At 51.7% G+C, this 16,197-nt stretch carries 19 protein-coding genes; 15 read left to right on the forward strand and 4 right to left on the reverse strand.

The window, feature by feature from the left end; translation table 11 throughout:
* Positions 1-125 precede the first annotated feature (125 nt).
* Both GQ52_RS05760 and gndA read left to right on the forward strand, forming a co-directional pair.
* Positions 126-866, forward strand: a complete 741-nt coding sequence (locus GQ52_RS05760; RefSeq protein WP_047515824.1) for a dienelactone hydrolase family protein — start codon at positions 126-128, stop codon at positions 864-866.
* A gap of 170 nt (positions 867-1,036) precedes the next feature.
* Positions 1,037-2,551 (forward strand): NADP-dependent phosphogluconate dehydrogenase, encoded by a 1,515-nt coding sequence (gene gndA, locus GQ52_RS05765; protein ID WP_047515826.1) that lies wholly within the window; start codon positions 1,037-1,039, stop codon positions 2,549-2,551.
* Positions 2,552-2,809: 258 nt separating this feature from the next.
* Here gndA and GQ52_RS05770 read toward each other — a convergent pair whose 3' ends face one another.
* Positions 2,810-2,998: a hypothetical protein gene (locus GQ52_RS05770; protein WP_019883729.1), complete on the reverse strand. Its 189-nt coding sequence runs from the start codon at positions 2,996-2,998 to the stop codon at positions 2,810-2,812.
* Between the two features lie 336 nt (positions 2,999-3,334).
* Between GQ52_RS05770 and thiS the strand changes: the two genes are divergently transcribed.
* The 6 genes from thiS to ubiA all read left to right on the forward strand — a co-directional run bounded on the left by thiS (position 3,335) and on the right by ubiA (position 7,544).
* On the forward strand, positions 3,335-3,538 hold the full coding sequence (gene thiS, locus GQ52_RS05775) for a sulfur carrier protein ThiS (protein ID WP_019883728.1): 204 nt from the start codon (positions 3,335-3,337) through the stop codon (positions 3,536-3,538).
* 58 nt (positions 3,539-3,596) lie between these two features.
* Complete coding sequence (locus tag GQ52_RS05780; protein WP_029512462.1) at positions 3,597-4,379, forward strand: thiazole synthase; 783 nt, start codon at positions 3,597-3,599, stop codon at positions 4,377-4,379.
* Between the two features lie 2 nt (positions 4,380-4,381).
* Positions 4,382-4,765 carry a Co2+/Mg2+ efflux protein ApaG gene (apaG, locus tag GQ52_RS05785; protein ID WP_047515828.1) on the forward strand — a complete coding sequence of 128 codons (384 nt, stop codon included), beginning with the start codon at positions 4,382-4,384 and terminating at the stop codon, positions 4,763-4,765.
* A gap of 125 nt (positions 4,766-4,890) precedes the next feature.
* Positions 4,891-6,090: a murein transglycosylase A gene (locus tag GQ52_RS05790; RefSeq protein ID WP_047518549.1), complete on the forward strand. Its 1,200-nt coding sequence runs from the start codon at positions 4,891-4,893 to the stop codon at positions 6,088-6,090.
* A 14-nt stretch (positions 6,091-6,104) separates the two neighbouring features.
* Positions 6,105-6,650, forward strand: a complete 546-nt coding sequence (locus GQ52_RS05795) for a chorismate lyase (RefSeq protein ID WP_047515830.1) — start codon at positions 6,105-6,107, stop codon at positions 6,648-6,650.
* Positions 6,651-6,671: 21 nt separating this feature from the next.
* The gene (gene ubiA / locus GQ52_RS05800; protein WP_047515832.1) at positions 6,672-7,544 is read left to right on the forward strand and encodes a 4-hydroxybenzoate octaprenyltransferase; all 873 of its coding nucleotides are present in this window, start codon (positions 6,672-6,674) and stop codon (positions 7,542-7,544) included.
* Here the strand turns inward: ubiA and GQ52_RS05805 are convergent.
* Positions 7,527-9,179: a FimV family protein gene (locus GQ52_RS05805; protein ID WP_235272998.1), complete on the reverse strand. Its 1,653-nt coding sequence runs from the start codon at positions 9,177-9,179 to the stop codon at positions 7,527-7,529. The two genes, ubiA and GQ52_RS05805, sit on opposite strands and share 18 nt — an antisense overlap.
* A gap of 339 nt (positions 9,180-9,518) precedes the next feature.
* Here GQ52_RS05805 and rplM point away from each other — a divergent pair, with 339 nt between their 5' ends.
* The 7 genes from rplM (at position 9,519) to GQ52_RS05840 (ending at position 13,434) form a co-directional block, all read left to right on the forward strand.
* Positions 9,519-9,947, forward strand: coding sequence for a 50S ribosomal protein L13 (gene rplM, locus GQ52_RS05810; protein ID WP_019883720.1), 429 nt, complete (start codon positions 9,519-9,521; stop codon positions 9,945-9,947).
* 22 nt (positions 9,948-9,969) lie between these two features.
* Entirely contained in the window at positions 9,970-10,362 is a 393-nt protein-coding gene (gene rpsI, locus GQ52_RS05815) for a 30S ribosomal protein S9 (protein ID WP_019883719.1), read from the forward strand.
* A gap of 118 nt (positions 10,363-10,480) precedes the next feature.
* Positions 10,481-11,527, forward strand: a complete 1,047-nt coding sequence (argC, locus tag GQ52_RS05820; RefSeq protein WP_198289758.1) for an N-acetyl-gamma-glutamyl-phosphate reductase — start codon at positions 10,481-10,483, stop codon at positions 11,525-11,527.
* Positions 11,527-11,889, forward strand: coding sequence for a hypothetical protein (locus GQ52_RS05825; RefSeq protein ID WP_019883717.1), 363 nt, complete (start codon positions 11,527-11,529; stop codon positions 11,887-11,889). Before argC ends, GQ52_RS05825 begins: the two co-directional genes overlap by 1 nt.
* Positions 11,890-11,957: 68 nt before the next feature.
* Positions 11,958-12,350, forward strand: a complete 393-nt coding sequence (locus GQ52_RS05830; protein WP_019883716.1) for a polymer-forming cytoskeletal protein — start codon at positions 11,958-11,960, stop codon at positions 12,348-12,350.
* 52 nt (positions 12,351-12,402) lie between these two features.
* Entirely contained in the window at positions 12,403-12,759 is a 357-nt protein-coding gene (erpA, locus tag GQ52_RS05835) for an iron-sulfur cluster insertion protein ErpA (RefSeq protein WP_019883715.1), read from the forward strand.
* 87 nt (positions 12,760-12,846) lie between these two features.
* Positions 12,847-13,434 carry a GDSL-type esterase/lipase family protein gene (locus GQ52_RS05840; RefSeq protein ID WP_019883713.1) on the forward strand — a complete coding sequence of 196 codons (588 nt, stop codon included), beginning with the start codon at positions 12,847-12,849 and terminating at the stop codon, positions 13,432-13,434.
* A gap of 88 nt (positions 13,435-13,522) precedes the next feature.
* Here GQ52_RS05840 and gltA read toward each other — a convergent pair whose 3' ends face one another.
* Entirely contained in the window at positions 13,523-14,812 is a 1,290-nt protein-coding gene (gene gltA, locus GQ52_RS05845) for a citrate synthase (RefSeq protein WP_047515835.1), read from the reverse strand.
* Between the two features lie 165 nt (positions 14,813-14,977).
* Positions 14,978-16,105, reverse strand: coding sequence for an anhydro-N-acetylmuramic acid kinase (locus GQ52_RS05850; RefSeq protein WP_047515837.1), 1,128 nt, complete (start codon positions 16,103-16,105; stop codon positions 14,978-14,980).
* Positions 16,106-16,197: the final 92 nt, after the last annotated feature.

A 16,197-nucleotide genomic window follows, 5' to 3' on the forward strand; every position in this document is an offset into this window, starting at 1 on the left:
CGTGATTACAATCTGTTTTTGATTCAAAAATGCAAAAAATTCTCATTCCGGCCCATAAACCCAGTGAAAAGCCGTGCAAACAGCGCTAGAATAGCCGATATTTTTGATTGTCTTAAGGATTTACCATGCTGATTACAAGCGAAATCGTCGATTTGAACACTCCAACCGGAGTGATGCGTACTTATGTGCATCGTCCAAAACACGATGGCAAGGTGCCTGCGGTTTTGTTTTACTCCGAAATCTTTCAGCAAACCGGCCCGATTGAGCGTGCTGCACGCTTTTTAGCTGGCCATGGTTATGCCGTGCTAGTCCCAGAAGTGTTCCATGAATTAAATCCGATTGGCACCGTGCTGGGTTATGACGACGCCGGCCGCGATAAAGGCAATGCGGACAAGATGGCTAAAGACGTACAAGCCTATGACACTGACAACCGTGCCATGATTGATTACCTGAATGCACAAGCCTGGTATGACGGCAATTTGGGTGCTGCTGGTTTCTGTATCGGTGGCCACCTGGCTTTCCGTGCCGCTCTGCAGCCAGAAGTCAAAGCCACCGCCTGTTTCTATGCCACCGACTTGCATACCAATATTATTCCAAACAAACCAGGCCAGCACAGCATGGAGCGCGTCAGCGAGATCAAAGGGGAGCTGCTGATGATCTGGGGCAAGCAGGATCCACACATTCCGGGCGACAAGCGCGCCGAACTCTATAACCGCTTTGCGGCCTTGCCTGGTTTGCATTACACCTGGCATGAGTTTAATGGCCAACATGCCTTTATGCGCGATGAAGGGGAACGTTACGATGCGCAACTGGTCAACCTCGGGTATCAGTTGACCTTGCAAATGTTCGGAAACGTACTCAAGTAAGTGATTGCTAGCAAACTTGAGTGAAAGAAAACTATGGTGCTGAATATGTCATGCCAGTTGCGAATTTCAAAACAACGAGCATGCGGTATTCAATACATACCCTAGTCCAAGCACAGGTCAAAAGCCTGTGCTTTTTTTTCAACTAAATTAACCATTTATTAGAGATAACTATGACTATAAAAAATGCGGATATTGGATTGGTGGGCTTGGCAGTGATGGGCCAAAACCTGGCACTTAACATTGCGGATCACGGCTATACCATTGCGGTCTATAACCGTGACCCCAAAAAAATGCTGAACTTCATCGAGGAATGCAAAAAGAATGAGCCTTCGCACGAGCGCGTGGTAGGACATGCCGATCTGGCTTCTTTTGTATTAAGCATCAAGCGTCCTCGTAAAATTGTGCTGCTGGTGAAAGCCGGTAGTGCGACGGACGTAACGATTAACGCTTTGCTGCCTTTCCTGGAGCAGGGTGACATTATTATTGATGGCGGTAATGCCTTGTGGACGGATACTATCCGTCGTGAAAAAGAGCTGGCTGCCAAGGGTATCGAGTTTATTGGTTCTGGTGTTTCCGGTGGTGAAACCGGCGCCCGTTTTGGTCCTTCCCTGATGCCATCCGGCACACGCAAGGCCTGGTCTAGCCTGGAGCCGATCTGGCGCGATATCGCTGCTAAAGTCGACCCTGCGACCGGTGCACCTTTAGAAGGTGGCACACCAGGCAAGCCGGTAGAGGGTGGTTTCTCTTGTGCCGAGTATATCGGCCCGGACGGTGCTGGCCATTATGTGAAAATGGTGCACAACGGCATTGAATACATCGATATGCAGTTGATTTGCGAAGCCTACTGGTTGATGAAGAACTTGCTGGGCATGCCAGCAGACGAAATCGGTAAAGTGTTTGCCGAGTGGAACAAAGGGGAATTGTCCAGCTTCCTGATTGAAATCACCGCTGATATCCTGCAACAAAAAGATCCTGCCGGTAAAGGCTTCCTGGTTGACCAGATCCTGGATACGGCAGGCCAGAAAGGCACTGGTCAATGGACCGCCGCCAACGCACTGGAATTGGGTGCGCCTGCGAATGCGATTGCCGCTGCGGTATATGCGCGCGCCTTGTCCAGCCTGAAAGAAGAGCGCGTAGAAGCGAGCAAGATCCTCAAGGGCCCGGCGATTGTGCAAGAGAAAGACAAAGCAGCCATTATTGAGGCGATCAAGAATGCCTTGTATTGCTCCAAAATTTGCGCCTATGCACAAGGCTTCCAGCTCATCGACAAGGCACAAGTGGCTTACAACTGGAAACTCAACTTCGGTGAAATTGCCCAGATCTGGCGTGGCGGTTGTATCATCCGCGCGCGTTTCCTGCAAAAAATCACTGATGCCTATGCATTGAACTCACGCCTGAAAAACCTGATGCTGGATCCATACTTCACCAATGCGATGAATGAAGGCCAGGCTGGCTGGCGTAAAGTGATTGCGCTGGCGGTGACCAATGGTATCCCGGCGCAAGGCTTTGCGGCCGCGTTGGCTTATTATGATGGTTACAGAAGTGCAGATTTGCCAGCAAACCTGTTGCAAGGTCAGCGTGACTACTTTGGCGCACATACTTATGAGCGTAAAGACCAGCCGCGTGGTCAGTTCTTCCACCTGGATTGGCCAGAAGCTGGTCGTCCGCAACTGGCGATTGAGTAGGTGCTTTGCCGGGCGCCAGTCGTGGTGCCCGTAGCATGCATAGATAAGTCGGATGCATAAACAAAAAGATGGCGCTGGTCGCCATCTTTTTTGTTTTCTATCTTTAATATTTGTCGCCTTGCCTGAAGTCTGAGGTTTGGAGGGAGCAAGGGCCGCTACAGGCTGAATAAGATCAGTGTATGACACTCAATGCAGTTTCTGCATTGAGCCAGAAATCGTGACCCGCTACCGGGTCTTGCGCCAGCTAAAGATGCGTGATTAAACGCAGTCGCAGCTGGATTCCAGAAAGCGGTGTAACTCGTTAATTGCTTTCGTGTGTTGCTGTGCTTCAATGGCCGCTTTTGCATCTGCCAGATTGGCGGCGGAGGTATTCAAGCTTGGTGCATAAATTTCGTCCACTAAAAAAATTTTGGACGGACTTGCCTGGTGTGACTGTGCGATTTGCATTTCAATATTCCTTTTGGGATTTCCAATATTCGGGGCACAAAACGACGAATTGTGTTCGTCGTGCATGTGGCGCCAAAATTAACAAAAAGTTCCTTGTACAGCAATGTGATATCCGCCGTGATGACCAAACTTGTCAATTTCTTACGACATATTTGTATTGCTACAACATACAAGCAAACATGGTGCCATGTTTAATGACCTTAACGCATACCAATCCTGTTAGGATGACAGGGCTTGAATGGCGCCTGAAAAAAAGATCGCACATGAAAAACTGAAAGCCAAATGTGCTGATTTTTCGTAAAATATCGGCTTGATCAATCAAAAATGAAGAGCAGCATGCAAATTTTTGTCAACGGTAAGGCTACGCCACTGCCTGCAGAAGCCATGAGTGTGCTGGCGCTGGTAGAGCATATGCAGCTTACTGGCAAGCGCATTGCCATCGAGCGCAATGGCGATATTGTGCCGCGTAGCCAATTTGCCGAGGTGCAATTGCAGGCGGACGATAAACTGGAAATCGTGGGCGCTGTTGGCGGCGGCTAGTCGCCGACTGCTGATATAAATGATTGAGTTGAACGCATTGAATAGAGAGTTTTTGAATATGAATGACGCTTTGGTAATCGCCGGTAAGTCTTATCAGTCCCGCCTGTTGGTGGGCACCGGCAAATATAAGGATTTCACGCAGACGCGTGCAGCCATTGATGCCAGTGGTGCAGAAATTGTCACCGTGGCCATCCGCCGGACCAATATTGGCCAAAATGCTAACGAACCCTCTTTGCTGGATTATTTGCCGCCCAGTGAGTTTACCTATTTGCCGAATACGGCTGGCTGCTATAGCGCTGATGATGCAGTACGTACATTGCGCCTGGCGCGCGAGTTGCTGGATGACCATAGACTGGTCAAGCTGGAGGTGCTGGGTGACCCGAATACCTTGTATCCCAACGTGACCGAAACGATTGCCGCTGCCAAAACCTTGGTGAAAGAAGGTTTTGAGGTGATGGTGTATACCTCGGATGACCCGATTATTGCCAAGCAACTGGAAGATATCGGCTGTGTGGCGGTGATGCCGCTGGCCTCGCTGATTGGTTCCGGCATGGGGATTTTAAACCCGTGGAACTTGCAGATCATTATTGAGAGCGCCAAGATCCCGGTGCTGGTCGATGCCGGTGTCGGTTGTGCCTCTGATGCGGCGATTGCCATGGAGCTGGGCTGTGCCGGGGTGCTGATGAATACTGCGATTGCTGCGGCGCGTGACCCGGTGCTGATGGCCAGCGCCATGAAAAAAGCGGTTGAAGCCGGTCGCGAGTCATTCCTGGCTGGTCGTATGGCGAAAAAGCTGTACTCTGCCAGCCCGAGCTCACCAACCACGGGCATGATAGGTTAATCATGACGGATACTGGCTTATATGCATGCGAAGTCTCGGTGGTGACCGAGTATTTGACTGCGCAATCATCACCCGAGGCGGGGCAATATGTGTATGCCTACACCATCACCATCCGCAATACCGGCAAGACGCCGGTGCAACTCATTAGCCGCCATTGGGTCATTACTGATGCCATGCAGCAAGTGCGCGAAGTGAAAGGCCTGGGTGTGGTGGGCGACCAGCCGCTACTGGCACCTGAGGCTGAGTATAGCTATACCAGTAGTGTCATGTTCAGCACGCCTAGCGGTGAAATGTTTGGCACGTATCAAATGGTTGCGGTAGATGGTCACTGGTTTGAAGTGGACATCCCGACCTTTTGGTTACATCAGGCGGCCGGTTTGCACTAACTGTATTGATACCACTCGCTTAATACGGCGCATGCATGCGTCAAATGTCGAAATTGCCAAATATAAACGTTGCAAAAAGCTAAACAGTGATAGCCACCAACCATACTTTTAAATTCTGCCAGGCCATTTTGCTGGCCTCCCTATTTTTTCTGGCGGGTTGTCAAAGTGTACCGCCCGCGACCAAGCCGCCAGTCATTAAGCCAACTACGCCAGGCAAGCCCGCTGTGGCACCTGCGCCTGAAAAACCGGCGGCGACCAATGTGCCGACGCAACCTTATGCTTTGTTAAAGGCAGCCAGTTGGACTGATTTGCCTGGGCTGGCCAAAGAGGATTGGGTCACCAGCTGGCGAGCCTGGATGCAAGGCTGCCAGGGGCTCAAAAACAAAGCTGACTGGCAAGCCGTCTGTGCCGTGGCTTTGTTGGTTAAGGCCGATGATGCCGTCGCTATCCAGGCTTATTGGCAGCAATATTTTAATGTGTATCAGACACAGCAGCCAGAAGGTGCGCCGCAAGGTTTGATGACCGGCTATTACCAGCCGGTATTAAAAGGTGCCCGCACTGCCAGCGCTCGCTACCCGGTGCCACTTTATAAAACACCTGCTGACCTGATTACAGTGAACTTGTCCGGGCTGTTTCCTGAGCTCAAATACAAGCGCGTGCGAGGCCGCTTGCAAGGGCCGTCACTCATCCCTTATTACACTCGGGCAGATATTGAGCAAACGCAATCGCCACTGGCGGGCAATGAACTGTTATGGGTCAATGATGCTGTTGAAGCGTTTTTCCTGCAGGTGCAAGGTTCAGGCATTGTCGAGCTTGAAAACGGCGAGCGATTGCCGGTGGGCTACGCTGATCAAAACGGGCATCCATATCAATCCATCGGCAAGCTGTTAGTCGAGCGTGGCGAGATGGTGGCAAGTGAAGCCTCCATGCAAGGGATTAAAACCTGGGGGCAACAACATCCTGACCAATTGCGCGCATTGCTGGATGCGAATCCTAGCTATGTGTTTTTTAAATTATTGCCTGCAGGTTTGTCTGGTCCGCTAGGTGCGCTGGGCGTCCCGTTAAGTGCCGCCCGTAGTATCGCGGTTGACCCGTTTTATATTCCACTGGGGGCGCCAGTCTACCTGGCCACGACTTACCCAAATTCGGAGGCGCCTTTGCAGCAGCTGATGCAGGCGCAAGATACTGGTGGCGCTATCAAAGGTGGCGTACGTGCAGATGTCTATTGGGGTGAGGGCGAGTCTGCGGGCAAGCTGGCAGGCGCGATGCGCCAGCAAGGGCAGTTGTGGGTGTGGTTGCCTAAAACATTTCCGCTACCACACTAGCTGCTATGCACCGCATGCATGACAGGCAAGATTATGGCTGGCAAGCACATGTGGTTGGTCGGCTACCGTTGCGGCCCTGGTTGCAGGAACGTGGCTCGTTAACCGCTCGATTAAAGCGTCAATATCCGGATTTCTCAGTCAAGGTATTGTCTCAAGGCTGGCGCAAGCCTAACGTCGATGAGCAGGCAGTGTTACGATTGCCTGCGGCCACCCATGCCTGGGTGCGCGAAGTCATGCTGATGGGGCAGGGGCAGCCGCAGGTATTTGCACACAGCGTTATTGCCCGTAAGGACTTGCGAGGGGCATGGTGCCAATTGCGCCACATCGGGCGTGTGCCGTTGGGTGCGGCACTGTTTGCCAATGCCAGTGTGCAGCGTGGTCGTTTACACTACCGAAAACTGTCGTCTGCGCACCCGCTGTACAAAGCTTTTTACCGTCATTTTCCTGAGCAAACGCGGCAGGTGCTATGGGCCAGGCGCTCGTTGTTTTGCCTGCGGCATTATCGTTTGCTGGTGACTGAAGTGTTTTTACCGTCCTGCGCCCAGCCGCCTGGTCGTTAATCCTTATCAGGAATCCTTTTTATGCAACTTCTCGCCAAATGGCATGCTTATTACCGGCTGACGCGGCTGGATAAGCCTATCGGTATCTGGCTGTTATTGTGGCCTACGCTGTGGGGGCTACTGCTTGCGGGGCAGGGGCAGCCACAGTGGTGGGTTGCCTGTGTATTTGTGCTGGGGACAGTGTTGATGCGGTCGGCAGGCTGTGCATTAAATGATATTGCCGACCGGCATTGGGATGGCGCGGTCGCACGCACAAACAAGCGGCCGCTGGCGACCGGTGAAATCTCCGTCAAAGAGGCTTACCTGGTCGCCATCGGATTGTCGTTACTGGCGTTTGCGCTGGTTTGTACACTGGGCTGGCAAGTCGTGTTGTGGTCTGTGCCTGCATTGTTTCTCGCCGTCAGTTATCCTTATACCAAACGCTTTTTCGCCATTCCACAAGCCTATCTGGGCATTGCCTTCGGTTTTGGCATCCCGATGACCTTTGTTGCCTTGCAGGGTCAGGTGCCTGCAGTCGCCTGGTGGCTATTGTTGGCGAATGTTTTCTGGTCGGTGGCTTATGACACGGCCTATGCCATGGTTGACCGCGAAGATGACCTCAAAATCGGCATCCGCTCTTCCGCCATCACTTTCGGGCGTTTTGATGTGCTGGCGATTATGGGCTGCTTTGTTGCCATGCTGCTGATTGTGGGCTATGTGGCGCAAGTGCTGGCGCTAGGCTGGCCATTCTGGCTTGGCTGGGGAGTGGCGGCTGCGCAGCTGTGGCGGCAATACAGGTTGATTCGTCACCGGCAGCCTAGCGATTGCTTCAAGGCGTTTCTGGAGAATTTCTGGATTGGTGCGGCATTGACCGCCGGGCTGGCAGTCAGTTACGGTTTAGGCGGACTTGCGTAATGTTGAAGGTTCGTCCAACTCAAAGGTGAAGTCTGTCCAGTATTGGAAGGGCGTGTGTTCAACCGGCGCCAGAATATAAAGATCTTCTGACAGCTGCTGCAACTCACGCAAGTTGCCATTGATCGGTTCTTCATGGTCAGCCGCTTTTGGCGCAGGCGGCACCGCTGGCAGGTTCTGTGTCTGGCAGGCAATTTCTTTCAACAACATCAGGTCTTCAAAGACGCTGCGCTCAAAACCCATGCGTGGCACCAGTCGCGTGTTGTAAACCAGGTCGTCAATCAAGGCAATCACCTGCGGTGTGCCCCAGGCTTGTTGCAAGGCTTTCATGACGCGCGGGAAGGACTCAATGCCTTGTTGCTTCAAGTCCGGCGCGTGCTCTACGTTGAGGTTGAAATGCTTGCGGCATTCGCCGGCAACAATATCAAATTCTTGCTGCTTGCCTTCTTTTGACAGCAGATCCAGCAAATATAGCCACATCCAGGGAGATGATTTCGGATGCTTGGCCAAATGCTGCTGCAAATGATCAATCGCCTGATTGACCCGGCCATGTGTGAATAATCGCGAGGCATCTTGCATCACCGCCTGTGTACTTTGCTGCGAGCTCACCTTCAGAGGCACGCCGTGTGGCATCACCGTATCATCGTTGGCATGCATGGGCACTGATTTTAAGCGGCTGCTTGTTTTGGTCGTTGCAGGCGGCTGTGTTGGCGTATTCAAGCCATGTGTGTCGCTTGCCTGCTGAGTCGGTAAGACGGTGGCTGAAAAAGGTTTGCCACTCAGTGGACGCGTCGCCGGTCCCGATGTGCCATCGGTAGGTATAGATGCAGCGTCACTTTGTTTAGCTGTACGGCGTGACTTAATCACCTTTGGCACGGCGGCGTGGCGGCGTAGCCAGTCAGCAAAGAAAAAACCGCTGGCAATCAGCGCGAGCCCCAAGGCAATGACCAGTGTACGTAATAGATGATTCTCGTTTTGCAGGTGAGTAAGCTGGGTTTTTAGTGTCGCCAGGATGTCCGCCTGCGCCAGGTTGCTGGCATACAGGACATCAGATTTCGTCTGTAATTGTTTGAAGTTTTGCTGCAAATCGTTAATTTGCGCCTGCAGTGCCGTATAAGCTTCTACTGGGATGGCAGGCGGCGCGGGCGGTGTTTCAACCACTTCTGGTGAAATCACTGCAATGGGCTCAGGAGTCGTGTTGCTGATGGGTGGCGCAGCTGCAATAGCGATTGAAACCGTATTGTCGGGCTGAATGGTCACAGTCTGCCGCGTGTGCTGGCAGCGATCAGTCAAGGTCAGTGTCAGCGGGCTGGCAATGGCAGCGTCAGACCACAGCATCAATACGCCCTGCTGGCTACCCAGGGTCGTGTATTCGAGGTGAACAGGGCTGGTTTCTGGCGCTGGTTGTTTGGAAGATTGGCTCAGGCTGAAGCAACTGATATCTGTGTCTGCCTGAACATGACTCAGCGGTAGCTGGGCCAATAATGGCTGGCCTGGCGCAGATTCAATCGTGAGTGCGCCAAATTCAGCGGCTTGTAGCAACGATGTAAACGCAAACAGCACGGAAGCACAAAGCCCTCGCCAGCCAGTGGCAGCGCGAAAACGGAGTGATTTAACCTGGTATATGCCTGAAAGCATCTAAAATTATTTTTAGTAGTGTTGCTGCTGTTTAATTAAGTGACTGTGGTTTAAATCAATCTGAAGTAAACGGATGCAGAAAGTCAAAACTTGAGCTAATATAGCATCCGATTGCAATTATCCTTGAAAAAACAAGGCTTGTTTGTGATAAAAGCACGTTTTATATCAAGTAATTTGCCTAATTGATGGCAAAAAAGCCACAAAATAGCTTGCCTCAGTCAGCAACCTGATTCCATCAGGCTGGTTACGATTATTTTAGAATATTTCGTTGACAAGCTTTCTTATGCTGGCATATAATCCGCCCTCTTAATTTATACGCTATAACTCGGTAGTTATAAAATGAAAACTTTTTCAGCAAAATCGCATGAAGTACAACGTGACTGGTTCGTGATTGACGCCACAGACTTGGTATTGGGTCGTTTGGCCAGCGCAATCGCTCATCGCCTGCGTGGTAAGCATAAAGCTATTTACACACCACACGTGGATACAGGCGACTACATCATTGTAGTCAATGCGGACAAAATTAAAGTAACTGGTAACAAAGCGGGTGACAAGCTGTATCACCGCCACTCCGGTTACCCAGGCGGTATCACTACGACTTCATTCTCAAAAATGCAAGACCGTTTCCCAGGTCGTGCGTTGGAGAAAGCTGTGAAAGGCATGTTGCCAAAAGGTCCTTTGGGCTATGCCATGATCAAAAAAATGAAAGTGTATGCGGGCGACAAGCACGAGCACATTGCGCAGCAACCGCAACCATTAACCATCTAATTTAAGACGATTAGGATAAAACATGATCGGTAAATACAACTACGGCACAGGCCGCCGCAAAAGTTCAGTGGCACGTGTGTTCCTGAAGTCCGGCAGTGGCAACATCGTGGTCAACGATAAGCCCGTTGACACATACTTTTCACGCGAAACTTCTCGCATGATTTTGCGTCAACCGCTGGAATTGACTAACAACACAGCAAGCTTTGACATTCTGGTCAATGTGCATGGTGGTGGTGAATCCGGTCAAGCGGGTGCAGTACGTCATGGCATTACCCGTGCGTTGATTGACTATGATGCAGCTTTGAAGAGCGCATTGTCTCACGCTGGTTTCGTAACACGTGATGCACGTGAAGTTGAACGTAAGAAAGTCGGCCTGCGTAAAGCGCGTCGTCGTAAGCAGTTCTCCAAACGTTAATTTCCAACGTTTGTTACAAACCTGTTGTGCAAAAAGGTCGCATTGGCGGCCTTTTTCATTTATATTGTTTTACTTTTTATGCATGGGTCGTCATCGAACGCGCATCTGGTTTAAAGATATGGAAAAAATCAAAGTTGGCATTGTAGGTGGAACGGGTTATACCGGTGTTGAGTTGCTGCGTTTGTTAGCAAGACATCCTGATGTGCAATTGCAAGTGATTACCTCCAGGGGCGAGGCAGGTCTGCCGGTCGCCGATATGTTTCCCAGCTTGCGTGGCGTGGTTGATCTTAAGTTTAGCGATCCGGCCACGGTCGATCTGACGCAATGTAATGTCGTCTTTTTTGCCACGCCGCATGGCGTTGCCATGGCACAAACGCCTGCGCTGGTGGCAGCTGGGGTGAAGGTCATCGATCTGGCTGCTGACTTTCGTCTGCAGGATGCTGCTGAATTCGAAAAGTGGTACAAATTGCCGCATAGCTGTACTGACGTACTGAAAGATGCTGTCTATGGCTTGCCTGAGTTGTATGCCGCTGACGTGCAGCAGGCAGACGTCATCGGTAATCCTGGTTGCTACCCGACCACGGTATTGCTTGGTTTGGCGCCGCTACTGGAGCAGGGCTGGATTGATTTCTCCGTACCTATCATTGCGGATGCCAAGTCTGGTGTCTCCGGTGCTGGTAGAAAAGCCGAAGTGGGCACCTTGTTCTCTGAGTCCAGTGATAACCTGAAAGCCTACGGCGTGGCCGGGCACAGGCACCATCCTGAGATTCTGGCCCAGTTAAAGAAACTGTCAGGTAACGACGCGGTCAACCTTATATTCGTGCCGCATTTGATTCCCATGATTCGTGGCATGCTGACCACTTTGCATGTAAAACTCAACGCACAGGGCAAGCAGCAAGTGTTGCAGCAAGTCTATGAGCAGCGTTACCAGGGCGCCACTTTTGTGGATGTGATGCCTGCAGGCTCTCTGCCTGAAACCCGCTCCGTACGTGGTGCCAATGTTTTGCGGATGGCGCTATACCCACAGGCAGGCGATTATGTCACAATCGTTGTCGTGCAGGACAATCTGGTCAAAGGCGCATCTGGTCAGGCCGTGCAGAATATGAATTTGATGTTTAACCTGGCGCCGGATGCTGGTTTGCAAGTGCTGCCATTGTTGCCATAATGATCAGGCCGATACGCAGAAGACTGAGAAACCATTTTGGCCTGACCGCCAAGCAGGTGGCAGTACGCTCACATCGGCCCTGGTATTTTCAAAGCATGCTGGCGGTGACTTATGTCGTGATCGGCTTTGCCTTGGCCTACTGGGTGGTGCATGATGATGATGGTGAGCATATACGTCAGCGTTTGCGGCAAGTGACCACCGAAAATATTGAATTACAGAAAAAACTGATTGCTTCGCAGCGGGAGTTGCAAGTGGAGCTGGCTACCAGTAACAACCTGGCCAAAACCCTGACGGCGCAGCAGGATGAAAGCATCAAACTGAAAGAAGAATTGGTGTTTTACAAGAATATGACCAAGCGTTAGCCACCTGCATGATATGGCTGATGCTCAATGGCCATCGCCATTTAAGTTAATTCGGAACAGGAAGTAGCATGTTTTTCAAAAAAAGCGTTCAAATCGACAGTCATATTGATACCTTGATCGGCCATGAAACACAGATTAATGGCAATATGCAATTTGCGGGCGGGTTAAGAGTCGATGGCTTGATTGCCGGGAATGTGATTGAAAAACGTGAGCATCCCAGCACACTGATTATCAGTGAAAATGGGGCCGTGACAGGCGCCGTCGAGGCTTCTAAAATTGTTTTGAATGGCATGATACGCGGCCCGGTGCGCTCTTCAGTGTTTATTGAGTTACAAAGCAAGGCCAGAATCGTGGGTGACTTGTACTATAAATCACTTGAAATGCACACCGGCGCGGTGATTGAAGGAAAACTGATTTACCTGGGGGAGCCATCTGAGGCTGCCGTCCCGGAAGCGACTTGAAATTAAAACTTTCGTCGCCATATTGTTATTGAGAATTTGACAGGAGTCTATGATGACCGCAGAAGCTACCCTTGAAATGCCCGTACCGTTGGTGTTTACCGACAATGCCGCCAAAAAAGTGAAAGAACTGATTGATGAAGAAGGCACGCCAGACCTGAAACTGCGTGTATTCGTCAGCGGTGGTGGCTGCTCCGGTTTCCAATACGGCTTTACGTTTGAAGAAGAAGTAAACGATGATGATACGCAAGTCGATAAAGATGGCGTCACGTTGCTGATTGACCCGATGAGCTTGCAATATCTGGCCGGTGCCGAGATTGATTACACCGATAGCCTGCAAGGTTCACAGTTTGTGATCCGCAACCCGAATGCGACCACCACTTGTGGTTGTGGTAGCTCGTTCTCGGTTTAACGACTGCATTCAGTCATGCGTTTTATGATTGAGAAAAGCCAAGCGGGTGCTTGGCTTTTTTTATGCCGGCTGATACTTGTCACGAGTATGGCTATCAGCCTGGGCTGTACCAAGCATGCAGCAGAGGTGCAGGCTATCCCGGCTGGCGCGACTGTACTTGTGCTGGGCGATAGCATTAGCTACGGTACAGGCGCCGAGCATGGTACGCAGGATTATCCGACACTGCTGGCACGCAAGACCGGCTGGCAGGTCATCAATGCTGGTATTGCTGGGGATGTTTCCAGCGGTGGTTTGTCACGCTTGCCGGGCTTATTGGTGCAGCATAGACCTCGATTGGTCATTATTGAGCTGGGTGGCAATGATTTCTTGCGGCAAATGGCGCCAGCGCGTGTCGAGGAAAACCTGAAAAGTATCGTACATTTAGTACAGCAGGCGGATGCAGCCGCTATATTGATTGCCATGCCGGAAGTGAGTCTGGCTGGCCCGCTCAGTGATCACCCGCTCTATGCACGCGCGGCCGAGGCAACTGGCGCACTATTAGTGCCTCACGCAGTGTCTGCTGTCTTGTCAGATGGCCGGCTGCTTGCCGATCAAGTGCATCCGAATGCAGAAGGTTATCGTGAGTTGGCGGATGCACTGACAAAACAGCTCCATGACCTTGGTGTGTTGCGTTAGCGGAAACGATCAGGATCGGAGAATATGAAAAGCCCGACAATCTATTGATGTCGGGCTTTTGTTTTTGCAGGCGTGATTCAGTCTGTGGCTAGCGTTGGTGCAGCGGTACAAACTCCCTGCGTTCAGAGCCGACATACAATTGGCGTGGGCGGCCAATTTTTTGCTCCGGGTCGGCATTCATCTCGCTCCATTGCGAAATCCAGCCAGCGGTGCGCGCTAGCGCAAATATGGCGGTAAACATGGAGTTTGGAATGCCCATGGCACGCATGACGATACCGCTGTAGAAGTCGACATTCGGATACAGTTTGCGTGAGACGAAGTATTCGTCTTCCAGCGCGATTTTTTCCAGTTCCATCGCCAGTTTGAACATAGGGTCATCGTGCAGACCCAGTTCATTCAATACTTCATGGCAGGTTTTACGCATGATGGAGGCGCGCGGGTCCATGTTGCGATAGACGCGATGACCAAAGCCCATGAGGCGGAAGCTGTCAGTTTTGTCTTTGGCGCGCTTGATGAATTCACCAATACGGCTGACGTCGCCAATCTCTTCCAGCATGTTCAATGTTGCTTCGTTGGCACCGCCATGGGATGGGCCCCACAAAGAGGCAATCCCGGCCGCGATACAGGCAAACGGGTTGGCGCCGCTGGAGCCAACCAGGCGTACGGTAGAGGTAGATGCGTTTTGCTCGTGATCTGCATGCAGAATCAGGATACGCTCAAATGCACGTGCCAGGATCGGGTTGGGTACATACTCTTCGCAAGGGGTCGCGAACATCATATGCATAAAGTTTTCTGCGTATCCCAGCTTGTTTTGGGGGTACATAAATGGCTCGCCTACATTGTACTTGTAGCTCCAGGCGGCAATCGTCGGTACTTTGGCTAGTAGACGCATGGCGGCCACCCGGCGAGATTCCGGGTCGGCCACATTGTTATTGTCGGGATAAAACGCAGCCATGGCACCCACGACCGCAATCATGACTGCCATCGGGTGGGCATCGCGGCGGAAACCGCGAAACACGTTGCTCATCTGGTCGTGCAGCATGGTGTGCTGGCTGATGGTGTCGACGAATGCTTCACGTTGTTGCAGGTCCGGCAGTTCGCCATTGAGCAGTAAGTGCGAAACTTCGAGGAAGTTACAGTTTTCTGCCAGCTGTTCAATCGGGTAGCCACGGTAATACAGCAACCCTTGTTCACCATCAATAAAGGTGATGCCGGAGTTGCAAGAAGCCGTAGACATAAAGCCGGGGTCAAATGTGAAGTAACCATGTTTGCCCAAGTTACGGATATCGATTACATCCGTGCCCAAGCTGCCCTTTAAGACGGGCAATTCAATTGCGGTACTGTCGTTGTCAAATGTAATGGTCGCTTTGGTAGCCATAACGTACTCTGTTTAAGTCAAGGTTGTCTAAATTATACGCAATCGTTTTTGAATATGGGGGCTTGCGCGGAAATGAGGGTGGAAAAGTTAAAAAATCGTCTTCAATCCTGCACCAGTTTAAATCAAACATTGAGTGCATTCGCACTGCTTTAGGGTGTCTTAGTCCTAATTCGGATAAATCGCGCCTAATACCCGTGGCCCTGCTGCGCCGGTGACGGCAGGCAGGTTGCCGGGTTGATGATCCACGCAACGTTGCGCCAGCCAGGCAAAAGCAACGGCTTCCACCCAGTCGACGCCAATTCCCAGGCTATCCGTGTGTTGCACTGGTCGCCCGCACAGGGTTTGCAATCTGTCTATCAAGGCAATGTTGTGCGCACCGCCGCCGCAGACATAGATTTCTGCAGCACCGCTGCAATGCTGTTTCAAGGCATTGGCGATCGTCACTGCAGTCAGTTCCAGCAGCGTACGCGCGACATTCTGTGGTGTGTCAGCATGGGCTTGCAGGTGTGCATGGAGCCAGGCCTGGTTAAACAGGTCGCGGCCAGTGCTTTTCGGGATGGGCAATGCAAAATACGGGTCAGCGAGCAAAGCGTCCAGCAAGGCTGGATTGACGTCGCCACGTACTGCCCAGGCGCCACCAGCATCATAGCTCTGGCCTGTGTGCTGCAGGGTCCATGAGTCCATAAGTAAGTTGCCGGGGCCGGAATCAAAGCCAATCACCTTGCCGCTCACCGGTAAGTCGCTCAGGTTGGCGATGCCGCCAATATTCAAAATGACGCGATGTGTGTCAGGTGCCGCAAAGACTGCCTGGTGAAAGGCGGGCACTAATGGTGCACCTTGTCCGCCAGCCGCAATGTCGCGGCTGCGAAAGTCGCCGACTACGGTGATGCCAGTGCGTTCCGCCAGGCGTGCATGGTTACCCAGTTGCAAGGTATAGGCCTGGCCGTTGGCCAGATCAGGACAGTGGCGTATGGTTTGCCCATGGCAGCCAATCGCCGTCACGGCTTCTGCCGATACATTGGCTGTTTGCAATAAGCCTTGCACTGCCGCTGCATAGAGGTCGGCCAGCTGATTGGACACTATAGCGGCAGTATGTAATTCGTTGACGGCTGGTGTATGCAGATCCAGCAGGATTTGCCTGATATCTGCCGGATAAGGCAGGAAATACTGGCTTTGTTGCTGCAGGTGCTCGCCTTGTTGCGCGACCAGGACGGCGTCCACCCCATCCAGACTGGTACCAGACATCAGGCCGATAAACAGGCGCGTTTGAGTGGGTGGGGCAGAAAAATTCATAAGGCATAAGTGTAACACTGCTCATGCCTGGCTTACAGAAATGCATGGGATTACGTTAAAATAGCTGTTTTACTTTCATGACGAAGTGCGCG

The organism is Methylophilus sp. Q8 (genome assembly GCF_000800115.1).
Lineage (GTDB): Bacteria > Pseudomonadota > Gammaproteobacteria > Burkholderiales > Methylophilaceae > Methylophilus.